Genomic DNA, 15,270 nt, shown 5'->3' on the forward strand with positions numbered 1-15,270 from the left:
ATGTCGTCCCCAGTTTGCCATCGCACAAGCGCCCTATTATGTCGTGCATTCCCGTCAGGCGACGAGTCAAAACTTGAACGAAGCCGAATTTCCGAGGAGCCGAGCCATGCTGCGCCGTTTTATTCCGCTGCTGACCCTGATGATCGCCGCCTGTACACATACGCCTGAAATGGAGACTGCCTTGCCAGACGCCCCCGCCGAAAGCCCGAAAGCCGCCGAGACCGATCCAAACCTCTGGCTGGAAAACGTCGAAGGCGAGAAGGCGCTGGCATGGGTGCGCGCCCAGAATAAGCGCAGCCTCGCGGAGCTGCAGGCAGACCCGCGCTATGCGAAATATGAAGCCGCAGCGCTGGATGTTCTGACCTCCGATGCACGCATCCCGTATGGCACGGTGCGCGATGGCATGGTGTACAATTTCTGGCAGGATGATGTGAACGTGCGCGGCCTGTGGCGGCGGACGACGCTTGAGAGCTACGCGACAGACGCGCCGGAGTGGGAGACGGTTGTCGATTTTGACAGGCTGGCCGCCGACGAGGATCGCAACTGGGTCTATATGGGCGCCAATTGCCTGCGCCAAAAGGGCAAGCCCGTGCGCCATTGCCTCGTGTCGCTGTCGGATGGCGGCAAGGATGCGGTGATCAATCGCGAGTTCGACCTTGAGACCAAGACGTTCGTCGAGGACGGTTTCGTTACGCCTGAGGCCAAGCAGGGCATCTCATGGGTCGATGCGGACACGCTACTGATCGCTTCGGACTGGGGCGAAGGTACGGTCACGGCATCGGGCTATCCATTTGTCGTAAAGCGCTGGAAGCGGGGAACGCCGCTGTCTGAGGCCGAGGAAGTGATCCGCGGAACGCGGGAGCATGTCGGCGTGTGGCCATCGGTAATGGAGCTTGAAGACGGGCGGGTTCTGCAGGGGGCGGTAAAGTCAGAGACTTTCTTCACCCATTCCTTCTGGTGGTTGCCGGAGGGCGAGGTGGCGCCTGTGCGCTGGCCCATTCCGCTGAAATCCTCGCCGGAAGGCATCTACAAGGGGCAGTTCCTGCTGTCGCTGGAGGAAGATTGGGCGCCGGAGGGACAGGACACGGCGTTCAAGACGGGCGACCTTGTGGCCTTTGACGTGAATGCGTTCCTCGAGACGCGCGCCTTGCCGGGGGTCAGCCTCGTGTTCCGGCCGAATGCGGCGCAGGCGGTGAATGGCGTTGCTGTGGCCAAGGGCGCGGCGCTGCTGTCGATCAATGATAATGTGGCGAGCCGTGTGCTGCGTCTGGAGCCCGGCGCAGATGGCTGGACGACGAACGCGCTGGAGCTGCCGGGTACGGGCCAGGCGGGAATCGTGTTCGCGAGTGAGCATGAAGAGACCGTGTTTCTGACCTATCAGGACTTCCTGACGCCGGATTCCCTGCTCGGCTATGATATTGCCAGCGGCGAGGTCTCGACCGTGAAGAGCCTGCCGGGCAAGTTCGATGCGTCGGGGCTTGAAGTGGAGCAGTTCTTTGCCGTGTCGAAGGACGGAACGAAGGTGCCCTATTTCATCGTGCACAAGGCCGGGATGACGCTGGATGGCAGTACGCCGACCCTGCTTTATGGCTATGGCGGGTTTCAGGTGTCGATGAACCCGTCCTACAGCCCGGTTACGGGCCGGCTCTGGCTGGAACAGGGCGGCGCCTATGTGCTGGCGAATATCAGGGGCGGCGGCGAGTTTGGCCCGGCCTGGCACCAGGCGGGCCTGAAGCTGCAACGCCAGCGCGTCTTTGACGACTTCATCGCGGTCGGTGAGGACCTGATTTCCCGCAAGGTGACCAGCCCGGAGCATCTCGGCATCATGGGCGGCTCCAATGGCGGCCTCTTGATGGGCGTGATGCTGAACCAGCGGCCGGACCTCTGGAATGCTGTGGTGGTTCAGGTGCCGCTGCTCGACATGATGCGCTATCACCTGCTGCTGGCGGGGGCATCCTGGGTCGATGAATATGGCTCGCCGGATGTGCCTGAGGAGCGCGCCTTCCTGGAGACGATCTCGCCCTACCAGAATTTCGATGCGTCCAAGCCCTATCCGGAACCCTTCTTCGTCACCTCGACCAAGGATGACCGGGTGCATCCCGGCCATGCACGCAAGATGGCGAAACTGTTCGAGGAGGCAGGCCTGCCCTTCCTCTATTACGAGAACATTGATGGGGGCCATTCGGCGGCGGCGAACCAGACGGAACGGGCCAAGCGTACCGCTTTGGAATTCACCTATTTGTCGGAGCGTCTGTTTGAGACGAAATAAGTCTTGTTTCGGAACTAATTGACGTGTCGAGTTCCAAATCAGAACGTATAACCATTCTTTCGCCGAGGGGCTTGCCAGTTTCTCAATCCGTGAGACCTTTGGGGCATGCGCCTCGACGAAAAGGACTTTCACAACGACGTGGTCCGGCTGGATCTGCTGGAGGAGAGCGACCGTGCGCGGCTCGAAGCGTCCGGTGCGGTGAAATCCATGTGGGACTGGATGCCCGTTATACCCACGGGCACGAGCTTCCACGCCTATTTCGATTTCATGCTGGCGCTGAAGCAACAGGGAACCATTATTCCCTTTTCTGTTACCCGGCAGTCTGACGGCGCGTTTGCTGGGGTCATTGCGTATCTCGACGTATCGCGCACACATCGACGTGTCGGTGTAGGCTATATATGGCACCCGCCGGATATGCGGGGCACGGTCGTGCCTGTGGCGACACAAATGGCGATGATTGGCCGGGCGTTCGGTGCCCGTATGCGCCGGATTGAGCTCCCGATTGCGGCGGCCAATGAACGCGCGATCAGGGCGCTTGAGCGGCTGGGGGCTCGTAAGGAAGGCGTATTGCGCCGGTATGTGCGCCTCGCGGACGGATCCTGGGGCGATCTGGCGGTGCTTTCCCTCGTGGATGCCGAGATCCGCGGGGCCATCGACCTCCTGAAGGACCGGGTCGCAGAGATGCAGCTGGCTTGACCTAGCGGGCCCCTCATGCTTTAGGCGCCGCTACATCCGCGCAAAATACAGAAGCGCGCTTTGACTGATCCATGAGGTCAGCGAGGCCCCCCGCCCGGCGAAGGTTCGCTCAGCGGGGCTTCATGCTTTGTGCGTTCGGTTTGAGCGCCTATGTCTGTTCCCGCAGACAAATGGTAAAGGAGTGGCACATGTTCGACGCATTGAGCGATCGTCTTGGCGGAATTTTCGACGGTCTGACCGGCCGCGGCGCGCTGTCCGAAAAGGACGTGAATGCTGCGCTGCGCGAAATCCGTGTGGCCCTGCTCGAAGCTGACGTCGCCCTGCCCGTGGTCAAGGACTTCATCGACAGCGTGCGCACCCGCGCCGTTGGCGAAGAAGTCGTCCGCTCGGTGAAGCCTGGCCAGCAAGTGGTCAAGATCGTCTATGACGGTCTGGTCGAAATGCTGGGTGGGACGGAGGCTGAAACCGGCTTGCGCGTCGACAATCCGCCCGCGACAATCATGATGGCTGGTCTTCAGGGCTCGGGTAAGACGACCACGACGGCCAAGATCGCGAAACGCCTGTCGGAAAAACAGCGCAAGCGCGTGTTGCTCGCCTCGCTCGACGTGCGCCGCCCCGCAGCCATGCAGCAGCTGGCGATCCTTGCCGACCAGTGTGGCGAGAATGTTTCCTCCCTGCCGATCATCGAAGGCCAGCTGCCGGCGGATATTGCCCGCCGCGCCGTCCAGGCCGCGAAGATCGGCGGCTATGATGTCCTGATCCTCGATACTGCTGGCCGCACAACGATCGACGAGCAGATGATGAGCGAAGCGGCCGAGATTGCCGACATCGCCAAGCCGTCCGAGACGCTTCTGGTCGCTGACGCCCTGACGGGTCAGGATGCCGTGGAAACCGCACGTCGTTTCCATGAGCGCCTGCCGCTGACCGGCCTTGTGCTGACACGGATGGACGGCGACGGTCGTGGCGGCGCGGCGCTTTCCATGCGCGCGGTTACCGGCCTGCCGATCAAGTTCCTCGGTGTGGGCGAAAAGCTCGACGGGCTCGATGCATTCGATGCGAGCCGCGTGGCAGGCCGCATCCTCGGTCAGGGCGACATTGTCAGCCTTGTCGAAAAAGCCTCCGAGCAGATGGACGCCGAAAAAGCCGAGCGCATGGCCGCGAAGCTCAAGAAAGGCGAATTCGACCTCGAAGACATGGCCGACCAGCTGCGCCAGATGCAGCGTATGGGCGGCCTTGGCGGCATCATGGGCATGATGCCCGGTGCGCGCAAAGCCAAGGAAGCAATGGCCGGGGCCAATCTCGATGACAATGTCCTGAAGCGCCAGGAAGCGATCATTCTGTCGATGACCAAGCAGGAACGCCGCAAGCCGGCGGTTCTCAATGCGTCGCGCCGCAAGCGGATCGCCGCAGGCTCGGGCACATCGGTTCAGGAAGTGAACAAGCTGCTGAAGATGCACCAGCAGATGGCCGGCATGATGAAGAAGATGCGCACCAAAGGCGGCATGAAAGCGATGATGGGCGCGGCCTCTCAGGCTGGCATGTCACCGGCTGATCTTGCGCGCATGGGCGGTGGGCAATTGCCGCCGGGCATGGGCTCAGGCGGCATGCCGGGCGGACTGCCCGGTCTTGGCGGCGGCCTTCCGGGCCTAGGGGGAAAGAAGAAATAGATGACGAACGCAGATAATACGCTTGCCCTGTTCCAGCTGAACCAGCTGCGCGCCAGTATCGACAATATGGACGCGATCCTCGTCCACACGCTGGCCGAGCGTTTCAAGGCGACGAAAGAAGTCGGCAAGCTGAAGGCGCTTCATAATATGCCGCCGGCCGACAAGAGCCGTGAGGCCCAGCAGATCGAGCGCCTTCGGCGCCTCGCCAATGACGCAGGCCTCGACCCGGCCTTCGCCGAGAAATTCCTATCCTTCATCGTGGCGGAAGTGATCCGCCACCATGAGCAAATCCGCAGCGACGAAGCTGAACTTTAATTCCAGAGACGACACTTTACAGGAGTAACCCCAATGTCCCTCAAGATCCGACTCGCCCGTGGCGGGTCCAAGAAACGCCCTTTCTATTCGGTTGTCATCGCTGACGCCCGCGCACCACGCGACGGTCGCTTCATCGAGAAAATCGGCGTCTATGACCCGCGTCTTGCGAAAGATTCCGGTGAGCGCGTCAAGATTGACGGCGTGAAAGCTGCCGAATGGCTCAAGAAGGGCGCCCAGCCGACTGACCGTGTTGGCCGCTTCCTGTCGCAGATCACGCTCGAAGGCGAATCCGCACCGATCTACACATGGACCGCTGGCAGCAACCCGAAAAAAGGCGAGCCAGGCAAGAAAGCCCAGGACCGCGTGAAAGAGCGCGCCGACAAGGCGACGGCTGCGTCTGAAGCGGCTGCTGCCGCTGCTGAAGCCGCTGCGGCTGCGGCTGCAGCGCCTGCTGAGGAAGCACCGGCTGAAGAAGCTGCTGCTGAAGAGACAGCTTCGGAATAGGCTTTCCGCCTGTATCGTATCTGAAGGGGCCAGTGCAGATCGCACTGGCCTTTTCTGTTTGGGCCGGCGCACGTTTGCGGCCTGAACGAGGGGCAACAGGGAACCTTGTCCCGGTTCAGTTCGCTTAGCCTAGACATGAGGCTGACCGAAAGGAGACCGCTATGAACAGGTTGACCCACTACCGAAATGGCGCGCTCGTCGCCGCAACAATTGCTGCCCTTGCCATGCCGGCGCAGGCCTCGCCGCATCGTGACGCTTATCGGGGCGGACACGGCGGCGCAGTTCTTCACGCCGACGGAAACTTCCGGGGCGACGCCATGGAAGTGAATGGCGCTGTGCCAGACCTCTCCCGCGTGCGCTTCAATGACCGTGTCTCGTCGATCAGCATCGGCTCAGGTGTCTGGGAAATCTGCTCTGACGCGAACTTCAAGGGCCGCTGCGCTACAGTCGATACAAGTGTTTCGAGGCTCGCTGACCTGCGCCTGAACGACAATATCTCGTCCATCCGCCCGGCCGGTTATGACCGTGGACGCGGTGATCATGGCCGCCGATGGAATGGAAATTATGGTCGGGGCTCGGCAGATGTTGTTCTGTTCTCGAGCGGCGGCCTGCGCGGCGACCCGGTGGAAATTAACCGGGACGTGGCTGACCTGTCGGCCTATCGCTTCAATGACAAGGCGAGTTCAATCCTTGTGACCCGCGGAACGTGGCTCGCGTGCGAACATGCCAATTACAGGGGCCGTTGCGAAGTGATCTCCCAAGGGTCGGGCGATTTGCGACCGATTGGTCTCAACGACAATATCTCGTCGATCCGTCGCTATGATACCCGCTACGACGCGCGGAACGATTATGGCCATCATGACGGCTGGCGGCGGTAAACAGCTGTTCTCTCCAGCGCAGAGTGCGGCTAGAGAGGCGGCATGACGTCGAAATCTCAAGACAAGCTGATCGTTGTGGGCGCCCTGAAGGGCGCCCATGGCGTGCGCGGTGAAGTGCGCGTGAAGAGTTTCACGGCCGAGCCGGAAGACCTGTTCACCTATGGGCCGCTGACTGACGCCGCAGGCCGCGTCCTGCTGACGCCGCTGTCGGCGCGGCCCGGCAATGACCATTTCATCGTCGCCACACGCGAGCAGAAGCAGAAGGAAGAATGGGACGCGCTTAAAGGCGCCCTCCTGCATGTCGCCCGCGCGCAGCTGCCCGAAGCGGAAGAGGACGAGTTCTATATTGAAGATCTCGTCGGGCTTGATGTTGTCTCTGAGGGAGATGCCGTCGCTGGGCGCGTGAAATCGGTGCAGAATTTCGGCGCGGATGACCTTCTGGAAGTGCAGCTGCTGACGGGTGGGCACAGTGTCTTCGTGCCGTTCACGCTGGCGGATGTGCCTGAAATCGATTTTGAGACGCGGCGCGTAAGCATCCCCGATCTGGCCAGCTGGAGCGAGCCGGAACCTGATCAATAGCAGCCCGCGCGGCGCATGTTGTGAATGGTTCAGGTGTCATGCCCCATGTTACGATCTGTAACTGAGAGGTTTTGGCCATGCTTGCCACGCTCCTGCGCTTTGGCGCCCTGATCGCCCTTCCCTTCGCCATCACTGGTGTGGCGGCGGCGCAGTATGGCGACGATGTCCAGGACGAGGCGGCGCTCATCCTCTTCGGAGGCGAGAATTACACCGGACCCGCCGTCAACGTTTTTGACCCGATCTATTCCCTGCCGGATATCCAGTTCAATGACCGCGCCCGCTCAGTGGCCGTGCTGTCGGGCGCCTGGGAGCTTTGCGAACATAGCGATTTTACCGGGCGCTGCGTGTTCCTGCGCGAGGACGTGCCGGACCTTCGCTATTTCGGCCTTGATGGCGAAGTGTCGTCGGTGAGGCCTATTTATGAGTATACTGATGCCGAGAACGGGCTGATGTTCGTGCGGGATGAGAGTGGGTATATCCGGTACGCAGACGACGCACAGTATGGGTATGATAACTATTCCCAGGGTTATGGCGCGACGACGCGGGTGCAGGTCTACCATTACGGCTATTCACCGGCTTACAGGTCTTACGGATATTATGACCCGCTGGCCGGTTTCGGGCCATATGGCTTTGGCTATTCGCGCGGTGGCTACAACACCTATCGCCCCCATCACCGGAAGCCCAGGCCCCTGCGGGGACACTATGGTGCGCGCGATGCGGACGCGACGCTGTATGTCGATTCCAAAGGCCGGGGCGCGTCCCTTGGCATCAATCACGGCGTCAGCGATCTCAGCCGCTACCGGTTCAATGACAATGTCTCGTCGCTGAACATCAAGTCCGGCAAATGGGAAGTCTGCGAGCACGCAAATTTCAAGGGCCGCTGCGAAGTCATCGATGCCTCGACCGGCAAGCTGAACGGCATCCGCCTCAACGACAATATTTCATCGATCCGCCCCGTCGGTGGTGACCGGGACAATCGCGGCGACGGACGTGATCGCGGACACCGCGGCGACAATGATCATCGCGGGGGCAATGATTCCGCCGGGCGTGACAGGGGTGGCCGCGGCGACCAGCCACGGGCTGACAGGGGCGAACGCGGTGATCGCGGCCAAGGCGGGCCGGGCCGCCCGGGCGGCGGTCGTGCTTCTGACACGCTTGCCGGCGCACCCGGCGTTGTCCCTTCCCTGCCTGACACGACATTGGGAAATCGTCAGCCGCGTGAACAGCGTGGTTTCGTGCCGCCAGATCCAATCAGCAAGACGGTACAGCCCCCACGGCAGGAGCGCCCGCGCGGCGATGCGACCCGGCGTGACGTGCCGCGCATCCGTGACGCAGGCGACCGGCGCGGCAGTGATCAACAACGGGCCCGGCCTGACCGGCAGGTTGAGCGCAGACCCCAGCCGCAAAGCCAGGAACGCCCGCGCGTATTGCCACAAACGCCCGCCATGCAATCCCGCCAGCCCGTGAGGGCACCGGTGCAGGCTGCCCCGCAAGTGAGAACGCCGTCGCCGCAAGCCCGTGCGCCTGTCCGCCCCGCACCCCAGCCGCAGCGCCAGGAGCGCCAGCGTGTACTGCCGCAAACGCCCGCGATGCAGTCCCGCCAGCCCGTGAGGGAACCGGTGAAGGTTGCCCCGCAAGTCAGGACGCCTACGCCGCAAGTTCGGGCCCCTGCCCGCGCCGCCCCTGTGCAGACACCTGTCAGGGCGGCGCCCCAGCCGCGACCGCAGGTTCAGGCCGCGCCGGTCCAGCGGCAGCAGCGGTCACAGCCACGGGCCGATCCGCGTTCGCCAGCTGGAATCAAGGCGCGCGACAAGGCCCTGCGCGGTGACAAGCGCTAAGGCGTTGATGGGCTAGTTGGCGCGCGGGTCGTTCCATTCGGCGGGGATGCCGTAGCCACCGCGCCGCGTCAGCCAGAACATGCCGATCAGGTCGAACACGCCGGCGCCGAGACGGCCGAGAAATCCGTATTTCGATACGCCAGCCAGGCGCTCGCGGTCATTGACCAGTTCTTCACGGACATCCCATCCGGCGCGCTTGATGAGGGCCGGCAGGAAACGGTGCATGGAGGCAAAAAACGGCAGGTCGCGGAAGGCCCGCGTGCGGATCAGCTTCCAGCCACAGCCTGTGTCTGTCGCATCGTCGCGCAGCACGAAACGGCGCACGCCATTGGCCACACGCGACTGTAGCCACTTGAAGCCTGAATCGTTGCGGCTGTTACGCTTGCCGGCAATGATGCCGAGCCGCGCCGGGGCGCCGGGGCGCCGGGCGCGATAATCTCGGCCCAGAGGCGGGCCGTGTCGTGCGGGTCGTTCTGACCGTCGCCATCCAGCAGCTGGACCCATTCGCCGCGTGCCGATCTCAGGCCGCTGAAGAGGGCGGCAGACTTGCCGCGCCGGGCGACATGATTGAGCACCACGACCGTATGCGGGTGGCGGGCTTTGGCTTCGGCGAGTTCCATGCTGGTTGCGTCAGCGGAACAGTCATTGACGCAGATGATCTCGAAATCGATTCCGGCCAGCGCAGCGTGAATCTCGTCGATCACGGGGTGCACGTTGCCTTCCTCATTGAAGAAGGGAATCAGGACAGAAAGTGCCGGAGTGTTTGCCATCTCTCCTCACGTATAGAACATGTTCTGTCAGCGCAATTTACGCCCTCAGAATGCACGGATAAAAGTCCGGAAAATGCCCGTAAACACCCCGGTGACACTACGTAGCCAACCCGAACAGCCCGAAAGGCGAGACGACCACACTGCACTTCAGGGGGAATGCGATGGTGACGAATGGGAAGTTGGGCCTGTTTCGCGACTGGCCGCATTCGAATGCGCCAAGCCTGTGCTTGTCAGTATCGCGGGATGAGCGCAACGAAGTGGGCATGACAAACCGATAGAGCAGATCTCCGCGAAACTTCACGCGCTCGAAATCGAGCTGGAAGCCGAAATGGCCAAGAAACGGGCGGGGCTGCAGTACGGCCTTGAGCGCGGGAAGGTCTTGTTCGAACAGGAAGTGGTGCGGCGCCATCGCGAGATGCGCACGCATGTGGCGCGCTACCTGTTCAGTGCGCGGCCGCTGGTCTGGCTGTCGGCGCCGGTGATCTATTCCCTGATCGTGCCGTTTGCGATCGTCGACCTCTGGGTGTCGATCTACCAGGCCATCTGCTTTCGTATTTACGGCATCCCGCAGGTTAGGCGCCACCGCTACCTCGTGTTCGACCGAAGCGGCCTCGCCTACCTGAACATGATCGAAAAGCTGAACTGCGCTTATTGTTCCTATGTGAACGGCGTCATCGCCTATGTCCGCGAGGTCGGATCCCGCACGGAACAATACTGGTGCCCGATCAAGCAGGCGCGGCGCGTGATCGGCGCGCATGCACGCTATGCCGGGTTCGAGGAATTCGGGGAAGGCGAGCACTATCACGAGCGGCTCAAGGCCTTGCAGGCCGACATCCGCAAGGCGCAGGAACCCGGCGAGCCCCTGGGCGACTGAGCGGATGGCTGGGGGGCGGCGGAAGCTGCAGACGAATCCGCAGCTTCCTGACCAGATCAGATGCGCGCGAAATCGTTGCGGGCGAGGCTGGCGACCGTGTCGAGGGTCATCGACTTGTCGCTGAGGCGGCGGCGCTGAAGCTCGGACAGCTCGAAGGGCGCGGCGTGGCCATAGGTTTCGGTCCAGATGCGGTCGACTTCCGGCTTGGTCAGCGCGGCGGTCACTTTCACTTCCGAGAGATCATCGGCCTTTTCGGCGCGGCGACCACCCGGCAGGTAGATCGTGCCGTTCGAGAAGTCGACGGCGAAAGCGATCAGGCCCGGGATGAGGAAGAGGAGCAGGCCGACGCCGTCCAGGATGGCCACGGCAGGGTCGATCCGACCGCCGCTCTGTCCCTTGCGTTCCGGGTAAAGAAGGGTGCCGCAGCCGCTGAGCGCGGTTGCGAGGATGGCGGCAGAGCCACCCATCAGCAAGTGTCGCTTCGTCGTATCCATTTCGTATTCTCCTGAAAGCCAGCCCGACAAAGAATATGCGGCGGCTGGACGCGTAAGCCCTCAACCCGCATCAGGTTCCCCCGATTTCCGTTGAGCGATCAAGATCGCGCGCCAAAGATTTCCAGATGGTAAACGCCGCAGCGGCAAATCCGGGGCCCGGATTCGCGGGATGTTCGCTTGTAACATGTAGAAGCATGCAAACGAGGAGGTCAGTATGCCCATCTCAAATCGTTCACGCGACGTCTTTGATTCATTGCTGTTTTTTGCGTTCGTCGCAATTACGGCCCTGTGTCTGTCGTTCACGTTCTCGATGCTTATGTACCAGTTGGGCGTGCCGACCAATCCACGTGCGTTCGTTTTAACCAACCTTCTCATCTCGGCCTGCGTGGCGCTTCCAACCGGCGTCATCGCCTCTCAGCATGAGTTTCGCCTGAAGCATTATCAGCGGCGGCTTGAGGCGCTGGCGGCCACCGATCCGCTGACCGGCCTGTATAATCGGCGTTTCTTCAAGCAGGCGTTGGAAGACGAGATCCAGCGCATGCGGCGTACACATGAGACGGCCGGCCTGGTCCTGTTCGATCTCGACCACTTCAAGCGCGTCAATGACAGGTTCGGCCACAAGTCGGGCGATCTGGTCCTGCAGGAAGTTGCGGCGGCGGCTTTCGCTGAACTGCGCGGGCCTTTCGACCGGCTGGGGCGCTGGGGCGGGGAGGAATTCGTGATCCTGCTCAGCAATGTGACACTGGAACAGTCCGCTCTTGTGTGTGAGCGCATCCGCGAGCGTATCGCGTCGCTCCACCTGGAGTGCAAGGGCGAAGCCTTCTCGATCACGGCGAGCTTCGGGACCTGCCTGATGAAGCCCGGCGCGCAGATCGACATGGTGCTTGAAACCGCCGATGCGGCGCTCTTCCAGTCAAAGAATGGCGGTCGCAACAAGGTGACGTCCCGCCGCGCGGTGGAGCTGGCGGCCTAGTCCTGGCCCATTGTGGACATGGCCTGCGCGACCTCGAGTTCGGCGGCGAGCCTGTCGACATATTTCACGAAACTGCGGGCATAAACGATACGGCTTTCGGCCCACCACGCGCGGATGCCTGCATCGCTTAGCGATTCCCTGAGGCGGGCCTCCGAGCCTTCCCACAATTCATCCTCGAAGACGCCGAAGCGGCGATGGGTGTGGAGGACTTCGAAATGGCGGAAGGAAATGCTGAGGAAGTTGGATACGCGCAGGAATTCCGGGCGGCTCCAGCTTTCCGGGGTATCCTCGCGCGTGAGCAGTTCAGCAAGGTCGGCGCTTTCGGTGACGCGGCCCATATTGGCTGACAGGAGCTGGGCGGAGGTCTGCGCTGCGGCCATGCGCGTCAGATGTGCGTTCTGGTTCAGCTGCAGGCCGATGAATACCAGTGTCAGGACCACGGCGCAGGAGGCCATGATGTTGGCAATGGTGGCGATGGTGTCGAGTGTCATCTGTATCCCCCCGCTATTTGAGTGGCATCAAGCGCCGGGCGGGGGCGTGCGTCAACGGGCGATGCGGGGTGACTTGGGTGACGGGAGTGGGCTAGATGCGCCGCATGTTCAAAGCCACGCTCATCACGCTTGTACCGGATGCCTTTCCCGGGCCGCTCGGCGTCTCCATTCTGGGGCGCGCGGAGGAGAAGGGCCTGTGGGCGCACGAGACGGTAGACCTGCGCAGTTTTGGCGTCGGCAAGCACCGGAATGTGGATGATACGCCGGCGGGCGGCGGGGCCGGCATGGTGCTCCGGCCGGATGTCGCCGCCGCAGCGATCGATAGCGTAGCGCTGGAGGGGCGGCCGCTGGTTTATCTCTCGCCGCGCGGCAAGCCGTTTGATCAGACAAAGGCGCATGAATGGGCGAGCGGGCCCGGCGTCGTGTTTTTCTGCGGACGGTTTGAAGGCCTGGATGAGCGCGTGATTGAAGCGCGCGGCATGGAAGAAGTGTCGCTCGGCGATTTTGTCCTGGCCGGGGGCGAGGTTGCGGCCATGGCTTTCATCGAGGCGACGGTGCGTTTGCTGCCCGGTGTGGCCGGGAATGAAGCGTCGCTGACGGAGGAATCCTTCGAGCACGGCCTGCTGGAACACCCGCATTATACAATGCCGCGCGAGTGGGAAGGGCGTCCCACACCGGAAGTTCTCCTGTCTGGCGATCATAAACGTATAGAAGAATGGCGTCGCAACAGCGCAAAGGCGTTGACAAAGCAGCGCCGTCCCGATTTATACGCCGCTTACTCCAAGACCCCCGAATTCCAACCGCCGGAGAATGGCGATGAACATGATTGAGCAGCTTGAGGCGGAAGAACGCGTCCGCGTCCTCGGCGACAAAAAAATCCCGGCTTTCTCGCCAGGCGACACGCTTGCCGTGAACGTGAAGATCAAGGAAGGCGACCGCGAGCGCGTCCAGCGCTTCGAAGGCGTCTGCATTGCCCGTTCGGGCGGCAGCCTGAGCGAAAGCTTCACGGTTCGCAAGATTTCCTTCGGTGAAGGCGTCGAGCGGGTTTTCCCGCTGGTCTCGCCACTGATCGAGTCGATCGAAGTGAAGCGCAAGGGCCGCGTGCGCCGTGCGAAACTTTACTACCTGCGCGACCGTCGCGGTAAATCGGCCCGTATTGCCGAGCGTACGACCGGCCACGGCATCGAGGCTGTCGAGATCGCTGTCTCGAAAACCGAGCGCCGCCGTCAGAAGGACGCAGAAAAGGTTGCCCGCAAGGAAGCCGCTGCTGCCGAGCGCGAAGCCACTGCCAAGGCAAAGCTTGAGGCCGAAAAGGCCGCCGCTGCTGCCGCAGAAGCCGAAGCCAAGGCCGCTGAAGAAGCTGCCGCTGCTGCTGAAGCTCCAGAGGCCGCTCCGGAAGAATAGGCTTCTCGCCTTTTCACGATTTCAAAAACGCCCTTGCCCTCCGGCAGGGGCGTTTTTCGTTCAGGCCCCCGGTGCTGCATTTGCTGAAGCCATTCGTGTCACTGTTCCGGGAAATGGCCGAGATGCAGTATCTCTGGACTGTCCCGGTCCGGCTCGACAATTCAAAGCTGGTCAGCCGGCTTGGCAGCGAACCTCACACGCCTCTGGATGAGGCGCTGCGGGAGACGTTGCGGGGCTTGAAATGTCTGCATGCCGCCCCCTCGCAGGCTGTGAGCCTGGCCGCGGGTTGATGTTAGTTGGCGGCGCTGAGCAGGACCATCTCAGGCTCCGCATAGGATTTGTCGCCTGCGCTGAGGGCACCTTCGAATTCGGCTTTCAGGCGGGCGGCCATCCAGTCGAACGTCTCATCGACGCGTCGCACGGCCTGGCGTTCGGCGGAAAAGACACTTTGCTGACCTGAGGGGAGGTAGAAATAGGGGTTTGCCTCCCAGATGACGGGCTGACCATCCGGCATGATGCTGTAATCGACGGCCGCAAAATCGAGGCCCAGTGCGGCGACGGCTTTGACAAGCTGGTCGGCGTGGGCGACTGGCGCGTCGAAATGCACGAGGTCTGCATCGATCATTTCACTGACGACGCGGGCGCCGAGACCGAAACGGCGGGCGAAATTGCGGCGCGGTGTATCCTCGCGGGCAAAGACCGAGTTCGAGAGGCCGACAATGCGGTCAGTCGAGAAGAAGAGATGGCTCGCTTTGACCTCACCGCCAAAAACGATGGCGCGGGCCTTGTGATGGTAGCGGCTGAACAGGCTGGTTTCATCGCCTGTCGCGCGCCAGCTGGCTTGCACGTCAATAAAAGCGATCACGGCGGCCGGGAATGAGATTGTGGCGGCGACGCGGGCGACATCTTCCGCGCAATGGGCGATCGCGACGCTGCGCTGGCAATGGACATCGTCTGACCGGATGATGCACGGAAACCCGACTTTGCTGGCTGTGGCAGGCAAGTCTTCGGCGCAGTCGGCCCGCTCTGCCTTGGCGCTGGGCAAGCCGGCGGGGTTCCAGATCCGGGCCTGGTCGGCTTTGGATGTGTTGCTGAGCCCGAAGGGCGAGTTGATGACGCGGATGCCGTAAATGCTGGCGGTCGCTTCGATCTGGACAGCTTCGGCATAGCATTGCGGGTATTTCTGGCGCAGCGGGTCACCCAGCCAGAACACGATCAGGCCGACGTCCCGGAAGTCAAAAGGGCCGCTGCCTGTCCGGTGGGTGCGGATCTGGCTGACCATTTCGGGGTCGTTCTCGCGCAGGCGGTCCATGAAGGCCTTGTCTGTCGCAACGATGCGCCCGCGCCCTTCGCCATGTGTGACAAAAACGATCTTGCACGGTGATGCAGGGGCCTTCGCACGAAGGGACAGGACGTTGCTGGCGGGCGTGTGGGTAGACGGCATGCTTTGGCCTCGGGATCAGACTGAATTTGCTTAGGTCCAATTCGAGACAAAGGACAAAGCGCTCCCGGCTGTAT

Annotated in this window: 18 protein-coding genes; 13 read left to right on the top strand and 5 right to left on the bottom strand. The window is 62.2% G+C overall.

What is annotated here, in order from left to right:
- The first annotated feature begins 106 nt into the window (after positions 1–106).
- The 8 genes from HOC_RS11105 to HOC_RS11150 all read left to right on the top strand — a co-directional run bounded on the left by HOC_RS11105 (position 107) and on the right by HOC_RS11150 (position 8,746).
- Positions 107–2,269 carry a prolyl oligopeptidase family serine peptidase gene (locus tag HOC_RS11105; RefSeq protein ID WP_035538503.1) on the top strand — a complete coding sequence of 721 codons (2,163 nt, stop codon included), beginning with the start codon at positions 107–109 and terminating at the stop codon, positions 2,267–2,269.
- A 105-nt stretch (positions 2,270–2,374) separates the two neighbouring features.
- Positions 2,375–2,965 (top strand): GNAT family N-acetyltransferase, encoded by a 591-nt coding sequence (locus tag HOC_RS21240; RefSeq protein WP_051624783.1) that lies wholly within the window; start codon positions 2,375–2,377, stop codon positions 2,963–2,965.
- Positions 2,966–3,153: 188 nt separating this feature from the next.
- Positions 3,154–4,632 (top strand): signal recognition particle protein, encoded by a 1,479-nt coding sequence (ffh, locus tag HOC_RS11120; RefSeq protein ID WP_035538508.1) that lies wholly within the window; start codon positions 3,154–3,156, stop codon positions 4,630–4,632.
- The gene (locus HOC_RS11125; protein ID WP_034737740.1) at positions 4,633–4,947 is read left to right on the top strand and encodes a chorismate mutase; all 315 of its coding nucleotides are present in this window, start codon (positions 4,633–4,635) and stop codon (positions 4,945–4,947) included. It abuts the gene before it with no gap.
- A gap of 33 nt (positions 4,948–4,980) precedes the next feature.
- A complete protein-coding gene (gene rpsP, locus HOC_RS22875) occupies positions 4,981–5,451 on the top strand; it encodes a 30S ribosomal protein S16 (RefSeq protein ID WP_035538511.1) in 471 nt (156 codons plus the stop codon).
- Between the two features lie 161 nt (positions 5,452–5,612).
- On the top strand, positions 5,613–6,329 hold the full coding sequence (locus HOC_RS21245; protein WP_051624784.1) for a beta/gamma crystallin-related protein: 717 nt from the start codon (positions 5,613–5,615) through the stop codon (positions 6,327–6,329).
- Positions 6,330–6,371: 42 nt separating this feature from the next.
- Positions 6,372–6,908 carry a ribosome maturation factor RimM gene (rimM, locus tag HOC_RS11145; protein WP_035538513.1) on the top strand — a complete coding sequence of 179 codons (537 nt, stop codon included), beginning with the start codon at positions 6,372–6,374 and terminating at the stop codon, positions 6,906–6,908.
- A 77-nt stretch (positions 6,909–6,985) separates the two neighbouring features.
- Positions 6,986–8,746: a beta/gamma crystallin-related protein gene (locus tag HOC_RS11150; RefSeq protein ID WP_035538515.1), complete on the top strand. Its 1,761-nt coding sequence runs from the start codon at positions 6,986–6,988 to the stop codon at positions 8,744–8,746.
- A 12-nt stretch (positions 8,747–8,758) separates the two neighbouring features.
- Here HOC_RS11150 and HOC_RS22695 read toward each other — a convergent pair whose 3' ends face one another.
- Both HOC_RS22695 and HOC_RS11155 read right to left on the bottom strand, forming a co-directional pair.
- On the bottom strand, positions 8,759–9,058 hold the full coding sequence (locus HOC_RS22695) for a hypothetical protein (RefSeq protein WP_241766985.1): 300 nt from the start codon (positions 9,056–9,058) through the stop codon (positions 8,759–8,761).
- Positions 9,013–9,516, bottom strand: a complete 504-nt coding sequence (locus HOC_RS11155) for a glycosyltransferase family 2 protein (protein ID WP_241766987.1) — start codon at positions 9,514–9,516, stop codon at positions 9,013–9,015. The genes HOC_RS22695 and HOC_RS11155 overlap by 46 nt, the downstream gene beginning before the upstream one ends.
- A 328-nt stretch (positions 9,517–9,844) precedes the next feature.
- Here HOC_RS11155 and HOC_RS11160 point away from each other — a divergent pair, with 328 nt between their 5' ends.
- The gene (locus HOC_RS11160; RefSeq protein ID WP_206741562.1) at positions 9,845–10,390 is read left to right on the top strand and encodes a hypothetical protein; all 546 of its coding nucleotides are present in this window, start codon (positions 9,845–9,847) and stop codon (positions 10,388–10,390) included.
- Positions 10,391–10,446: 56 nt separating this feature from the next.
- On the opposite strand, the gene HOC_RS22580 is transcribed toward HOC_RS11160, so the two are convergent.
- Entirely contained in the window at positions 10,447–10,884 is a 438-nt protein-coding gene (locus HOC_RS22580; RefSeq protein ID WP_051624785.1) for a hypothetical protein, read from the bottom strand.
- A 214-nt stretch (positions 10,885–11,098) separates the two neighbouring features.
- On the opposite strand from HOC_RS22580, the gene HOC_RS11170 reads away from it, so the two are divergent.
- Positions 11,099–11,857, top strand: a complete 759-nt coding sequence (locus HOC_RS11170; RefSeq protein ID WP_051624786.1) for a GGDEF domain-containing protein — start codon at positions 11,099–11,101, stop codon at positions 11,855–11,857.
- Here the strand turns inward: HOC_RS11170 and HOC_RS11175 are convergent.
- Positions 11,854–12,348, bottom strand: coding sequence for a hypothetical protein (locus HOC_RS11175; protein WP_035538519.1), 495 nt, complete (start codon positions 12,346–12,348; stop codon positions 11,854–11,856). The two genes, HOC_RS11170 and HOC_RS11175, sit on opposite strands and share 4 nt — an antisense overlap.
- Positions 12,349–12,452: 104 nt before the next feature.
- Here HOC_RS11175 and trmD point away from each other — a divergent pair, with 104 nt between their 5' ends.
- From trmD to HOC_RS22185, 3 genes are all read left to right on the top strand, one after another.
- Positions 12,453–13,178, top strand: coding sequence for a tRNA (guanosine(37)-N1)-methyltransferase TrmD (gene trmD, locus HOC_RS11180; protein ID WP_035538616.1), 726 nt, complete (start codon positions 12,453–12,455; stop codon positions 13,176–13,178).
- A complete protein-coding gene (gene rplS / locus HOC_RS22955) occupies positions 13,165–13,752 on the top strand; it encodes a 50S ribosomal protein L19 (RefSeq protein ID WP_035538521.1) in 588 nt (195 codons plus the stop codon). Before trmD ends, rplS begins: the two co-directional genes overlap by 14 nt.
- 80 nt (positions 13,753–13,832) lie before the next feature.
- Complete coding sequence (locus HOC_RS22185) at positions 13,833–14,042, top strand: hypothetical protein (protein WP_156950467.1); 210 nt, start codon at positions 13,833–13,835, stop codon at positions 14,040–14,042.
- 2 nt (positions 14,043–14,044) lie between these two features.
- On the opposite strand, the gene HOC_RS11190 is transcribed toward HOC_RS22185, so the two are convergent.
- On the bottom strand, positions 14,045–15,196 hold the full coding sequence (locus HOC_RS11190; protein ID WP_035538524.1) for an ATP-grasp domain-containing protein: 1,152 nt from the start codon (positions 15,194–15,196) through the stop codon (positions 14,045–14,047).
- Positions 15,197–15,270 lie beyond the last annotated feature (74 nt).

The sequence above is a fragment of the Hyphomonas oceanitis SCH89 genome, from assembly GCF_000685295.1.
Lineage (GTDB): Bacteria > Pseudomonadota > Alphaproteobacteria > Caulobacterales > Hyphomonadaceae > Hyphomonas > Hyphomonas oceanitis.